The 4,930-nt window shown below is 69.8% G+C and carries 7 protein-coding genes; 3 read left to right on the forward strand and 4 right to left on the reverse strand.

All coding sequences use genetic code 11. The features are described from left to right. Positions 1 to 145 precede the first annotated feature (145 nt). The gene (locus tag ACTVAJ_RS08135) at positions 146 to 1,012 is read right to left on the reverse strand and encodes an oxidoreductase (protein ID WP_470387461.1); all 867 of its coding nucleotides are present in this window, start codon (positions 1,010 to 1,012) and stop codon (positions 146 to 148) included. 136 nt (positions 1,013 to 1,148) lie between these two features. Between ACTVAJ_RS08135 and ACTVAJ_RS08140 the strand changes: the two genes are divergently transcribed. Further along, positions 1,149 to 1,592 (forward strand): winged helix-turn-helix transcriptional regulator, encoded by a 444-nt coding sequence (locus tag ACTVAJ_RS08140; RefSeq protein ID WP_470387462.1) that lies wholly within the window; start codon positions 1,149 to 1,151, stop codon positions 1,590 to 1,592. A 36-nt stretch (positions 1,593 to 1,628) separates the two neighbouring features. Here the strand turns inward: ACTVAJ_RS08140 and ACTVAJ_RS08145 are convergent, their stop codons facing one another. The 3 genes from ACTVAJ_RS08145 to ACTVAJ_RS08155 are packed head-to-tail and all read right to left on the reverse strand — an operon-like array spanning position 1,629 to position 3,922. Next, entirely contained in the window at positions 1,629 to 2,177 is a 549-nt protein-coding gene (locus tag ACTVAJ_RS08145; protein WP_470387463.1) for a methylated-DNA--[protein]-cysteine S-methyltransferase, read from the reverse strand. Beyond that, entirely contained in the window at positions 2,174 to 3,589 is a 1,416-nt protein-coding gene (locus ACTVAJ_RS08150) for an AlkA N-terminal domain-containing protein (protein WP_470387464.1), read from the reverse strand. Before ACTVAJ_RS08150 ends, ACTVAJ_RS08145 begins: the two co-directional genes overlap by 4 nt. A 51-nt stretch (positions 3,590 to 3,640) precedes the next feature. After that, positions 3,641 to 3,922, reverse strand: coding sequence for a hypothetical protein (locus tag ACTVAJ_RS08155; RefSeq protein ID WP_470387465.1), 282 nt, complete (start codon positions 3,920 to 3,922; stop codon positions 3,641 to 3,643). A 66-nt stretch (positions 3,923 to 3,988) separates the two neighbouring features. Between ACTVAJ_RS08155 and ACTVAJ_RS08160 the strand changes: the two genes are divergently transcribed. Together ACTVAJ_RS08160 and ACTVAJ_RS08165 are read left to right on the forward strand one after the other, a co-directional pair. Continuing rightward, positions 3,989 to 4,390, forward strand: coding sequence for a cobalamin B12-binding domain-containing protein (locus ACTVAJ_RS08160; protein ID WP_470387466.1), 402 nt, complete (start codon positions 3,989 to 3,991; stop codon positions 4,388 to 4,390). Positions 4,391 to 4,734: 344 nt separating this feature from the next. Beyond that, a partial coding sequence (locus ACTVAJ_RS08165; protein ID WP_470387467.1) for an ATP-grasp domain-containing protein occupies positions 4,735 to 4,930 on the forward strand: 196 nt, incomplete at its 3' end.

The raw sequence follows: 4,930 nt of genomic DNA on the forward strand, positions 1-4,930 counted from the left end.
CCACGGTTTTTCTTGGAGGGGGTCGTCCTTGTGGGGACGGCCCCCTCTTTTTGTGTGCGGGTTTGTGCGGTTGTGAATGGGGGGTGTCCGGGTGGGCACCCCCCTTTTTTGCGTTCGGGGACGGTGCGGGCCGGCGGATACCCCGCTAGCGGCCGATCCGGTCCAGTTGGGCGAGGTCCTCGTCGGAGAGCGAGAGCCCGGCACCGGTGACGTTCTCGCGCAGATGCGCTGCCGACGAGGTGCCGGGGATCAGCAGGACGTTCGGTGACCGGTGCAGCAACCAGGCGAGGGCGACGGACATCGGTGTCGCCTCCACGCGGGTGGCGACGGCGGTGAGCACGGAGGACTGGAGGGGGCTGAAACCGCCGAGGGGAAAGAAGGGCACGTAGGCGACGCCTTCTCGGGCGAGCATGTCGATCAGTTCGTCGTCGTGGCGGTAGGCGAGGTTGTACATGTTCTGCACGCACACGATCGGCGCGATCGCGCGTGCCTCGGCGACCTGCTCCGCCGTCGCGTTGCTGACACCCAGGTGTCTGATCAGGCCCTGTCGCTGGAGTTCGACGAGCGCCTCGAACGGCTCGGCGAGCGAGCCGGGCCGGGGCCCCGCCGCGTCACCGAGTCGGAGATTGACCACGTCGAGCACGTCGAGGCCGAGATCGTCGAGGTTCTCGTGGACGGCGCGACGCAGATCCTCGGGCCTGCGGGCCGGGGGCCAGCCGCCCTGCTGGTCGCGGTCGGCACCGACCTTGGTCACGGTGTGCAGAGCTTCGGGGTAGGGGTGCAGCGCTTCACGAATGAGTCGGTTGGTGAAGCGCGGTCCGTAGGCACCGGCGGTGTCGATGTGGGTGATGCCGAGGTCGACGACTGCGCGGAGCACCGCGACCGCCTCGTCGCGTTCGGCGGGCGGCCCCATGACCCCGGGACCTGCGAGCTGCATGGCGCCGTAGCCGAACCGGGTGACGTTCAGGTCGCCCAGAGTCCAGGTGCCGCCGGGAAGCGAGGTGGAGATCATACTCATGTCCTTGGCTTTCGTCGCGAGCTGAGGGTGGTGCCTGATGGCTCCTTGCATCAGTATGGAAAGGCAACTTCCTCATGGGAAGTAGGCACTTCAGGGTGCGTAAGTCACCCACGGGTGAGAGGAGTAGCCGATGGCGACGACGACGGCGGCACAGAAGAGGGAACAGAACAAGGCCCGGTACGACGCCTTCCTGGCGGTCTGTCCCAGCCGCAAGCTGCTCGACCGGATCTCCGACAAGTGGGTCACGCTGATCCTGTGCGCACTGGGCGGCGACGGCTCATCGCAGCCGGGTTCCGAAGGCGCCGGCGAGCCGCGGCCGATGCGCTACTCCGAACTGTCGCGCCAACTGGCCGGTGTCAGCCAGAAGATGCTCACCCAGACACTGCGCTCCTTGGAACGCGACGGTCTCCTCACCCGCACCGCGACACCGACCGTGCCCGTCACGGTCACCTACGAGCTGACCGAACTCGGCCTCTCCCTGCACCAGGCGGTGCGCGTCATGAAGACCTGGGCCGAGGCGCACATGGACGAGGTGCTCACCCACCGGGAAGAGCACGACATCCGCGTCACCTGAACCAGAAAGGGGCGGGGTGCCACCCCGGAGGCGGGTTCACGACTCCAGGGCGAGCAGGAACCTCTTGCGCTCCAGACCGCCCGCGTACCCGGTGAGGGACCCGTCGGCCCCGATCACCCGGTGGCACGGCACGATGATGCTGATCGGGTTGCGCCCGTTGGCCATCCCCACCGCACGGGAGGCCGTCGGACGGCCCAGCTCCTCCGCCAGCTGACCGTAGGAGGCGGTCTCCCCGTACGGGATCGTGGTCAGCGCGGACCACACCGCCAACTGCCAGTCCGTTCCCGCGGGGGACAGCGCGAGATCGAACTCCCGCAGGTCGCCGGCGAAGTAGGCCGCCAACTGGCCGATCGCCTCCTTGAAGGCGGCCTGGTCCCTGGTCCAGTCCTCGGGAACGGTCTTCGGCCGTGTCCACACGCCGCTGAGCGACTCGGCGTCGCCGAACAGCGTCAACTCGCCCACGGGCGAGTCCATCGTGGCGAAGCGGGTCGGTCCCGCGGCCGCTCGGAACTCCCTCCTCGGTATCCGGAGCGGCTCCTGCGGCCGCGGTACTTCCAGGTTCAGTGGCAACGCCGGCTGGTTCATATCGTGTCCGTTCTCGCCCACAGGAGGTGCGTGGCGTAGGACCGCCACGGACTCCATTGTTCCGGTGTGATCTGTTCGCCGCGCAGGGCCTGGCGGACCCCGAGGTCTCCGTCGAGGAAGACGTCCGGGTCGCCCAGGCCGCGCATGCGGATGTAGCTCGCGGTCCACGGGCCGATGCCGCGCAGCGCCAGCAGGTCCTTCTCCGTCCGCTCCCGGTCACAGCCGGGGCCGAGGTCGACGTCGCCGTCGGCGATCGCCGCGCAGAGACCGACCAGGGCCCGCCCCCGTGACACGGGCATGGACAGGTCGGTCGGGTTCGCGGTCGCCAGCACCGCCGGGGCCGGGAAGAGGTGGGTCAGTTCGCCCCCCGCGTCCTCCAGACCCTCGGGCAGCGGTTCGCCGAAGCGCTCGACCAGCCGTCCGGCCAGTGTCCGGGCGGCCCGGACGGAGACCTGTTGCCCCAGCACCGCGCGAACGGCCAGTTCGGCCGGGTCCACGTGGCCGGGGGAGCGGATGCCCGGGTGCGCGGCCACGGCGGGACGCAGAACCGGGTCGTCGCGCAGAGCCTCGGAGACCGCGCGCGGGTCGGCGTCCAGGTCCAGCAGCAACCGGCACCGCCGGACGGCGCTCATCAGGTCGCTCGGCTCCGACAGCCGGAGCCGGCACACGACGTGCCCCCTCCCCGGGGACAGTTCCACGATCCCGGGGCCGTGGGGCAGGGACAGGGTACGACGGTACGCGCCGTCCCGGAACTCCTCCGCTCCCGGCACCGCGCGGTCGCCCAGGAAGCGCAGCATCCGGTCGAGGTCGATCGGCTCCCGGTAGGGCAGCCGGAGGGTGAGCGACCCCTCCGGTGCGGGGCCGCCCGCGCGCATCTGGCTCGGGGCCCGGTCGAAGACCGCACGCATGGTCTCGTTGAACTGGCGGACGCTGGAGAAGCCCGATGCGAAGGCCACGTCCGCCAGCGGCATGTCGGTGGTCTCCACGAGGACGCGGGCGGTCCGTGCGCGCTCGGTCCTGGCCAGGGCCAGGGCGCCCGCCCCCAGTTCGGCGGTCAGCAGGCGGTTGAGCTGCCGTTCGCTGTAGCCGACCGCTGAGGCCAGGGCGCCGACCCCGCCCCGGTCCACCGCACCGTCCTGGATGAGCCGCATCGCGCGCCCCACGACGTCGGCCCGCAGGTTCCACTCCGGGGAGCCCGGGGTGCGGTCGGGGCGGCAGCGCTTACAAGCCCGGTAACCGGACTCCTGGGCCGCGGCGGCCGTCGGGAAGAAGTACGTGTTCTCCCGTTTCGGTGTCACCGCCGGACAGCTGGGACGGCAGTAGATGCCGGTCGTGCGCACCGCCGTGTAGAACACGCCGTCGAAGCGGGCGTCGCGGCTGTGCACCGCTCGGTAGCGCTGGTCGTCGTCCATGGGTCCATGCTCGCCGACGTCTCGGCCTCCCGGCTGGCGGTTTTCGGACGTTCAGCTCGCGTGCTCCCCGTGCTCTCGGAGGTACTCGACGTAGACGGGGCGCAGCGCCTCCTGGACCTTCGGGTCCGTCTCCACGGACAGGGCCTCGTACAGGAATCCGGATGCCTGCGCGACGCTGGCCTCGCTGGCCTCCATGTTGCCCGCGGCCGCCTCGGCCGCCGGGATGAGGCCGAGCAGGCGCCAGAAGAAGCGCACGTCCCATCGCTTGCGCGCGAGTTCCACGGCGCGGTCCCGCAGGTCGTCGGTGCTGGTCTGTTCGAAGTTCTCCCCCATGCGGGGAAGATACCCCTGAGCACGGTGGCCACCCCTGGGTTACCCTTCTCACGGGAGGGGTGCGCCATGACAAGGGTCGTCGTCGCCAAGCCTGGTCTGGACGGGCACGATCGGGGGGTCAAGATCGTCGCCCGTGTGCTGCGTGACGCCGGGGTCGAGGTGATCTACACCGGACTGAGGCAGACCCCTGAGATGATCGTCGCCGCCGCGCTCCAGGAGGACGCCGACGCGATCGGCCTGTCCGTCCTCTCCGGCGCCCACATGACCATCTTCGCCCGCGTCATGGAACTGCTCCGAGACAACGACGCGACCGACATCCGCGTCTTCGGCGGGGGCATCATCCCCGACGCCGACATCGAGGAGCTGGAGCGGATGGGGGTCGCCAAGATCTTCACGCCCGGCGCACCGACCGCCGAGATCGCCGACTGGGTTCGGGAGAACGTGCGTCCGGCCACCGCGCACGGGTGACCTTCGTCGCATCGCACAACGGGTGAAACCGTCCCGTCTGGTGTGATTGGAGGTGTCTCTGGTCACACGAATTCCCATCGGGGGCGGTGCGCAACGCCGTATGCGCGGTGATCGCGGGGGAACGGCCCTGGACAACACGCCCCCGGTGTCCGTCGCCCGGATGCCGGGCGACTAAGCTTTGCGCATGTCGCGGGTGGCAACTCCGCGGCGTTCTCGATCTTCTGTAGCGGCTCAGCCCACGAGGCTGCGCGTCGTGTGACACATGATCAGTGGGTCACAGCCGATCCGGACGAGGCCACCCCGGCAGACACTCTTGAGCCAGCGAGTTACAAGGACGGACCCTCGTGGACCTGTTCGAATACCAGGCGAAGCAACTCTTCGCAGAGTACGGGGTTCCCGTACCCCAGGGGAAGGTGGCGAGCACGGCCGCTGAGGCACGTGCCATCGCTGAGGAGTTCGCCGCCGCCGGTAAGCCGCGCGTCGTCGTCAAGGCGCAGGTCAAGACCGGTGGTCGCGGCAAGGCCGGCGGTGTGAAGGTCG

This window comes from Nocardiopsis sp. KDC1DS13DA1, from assembly GCF_055632325.1.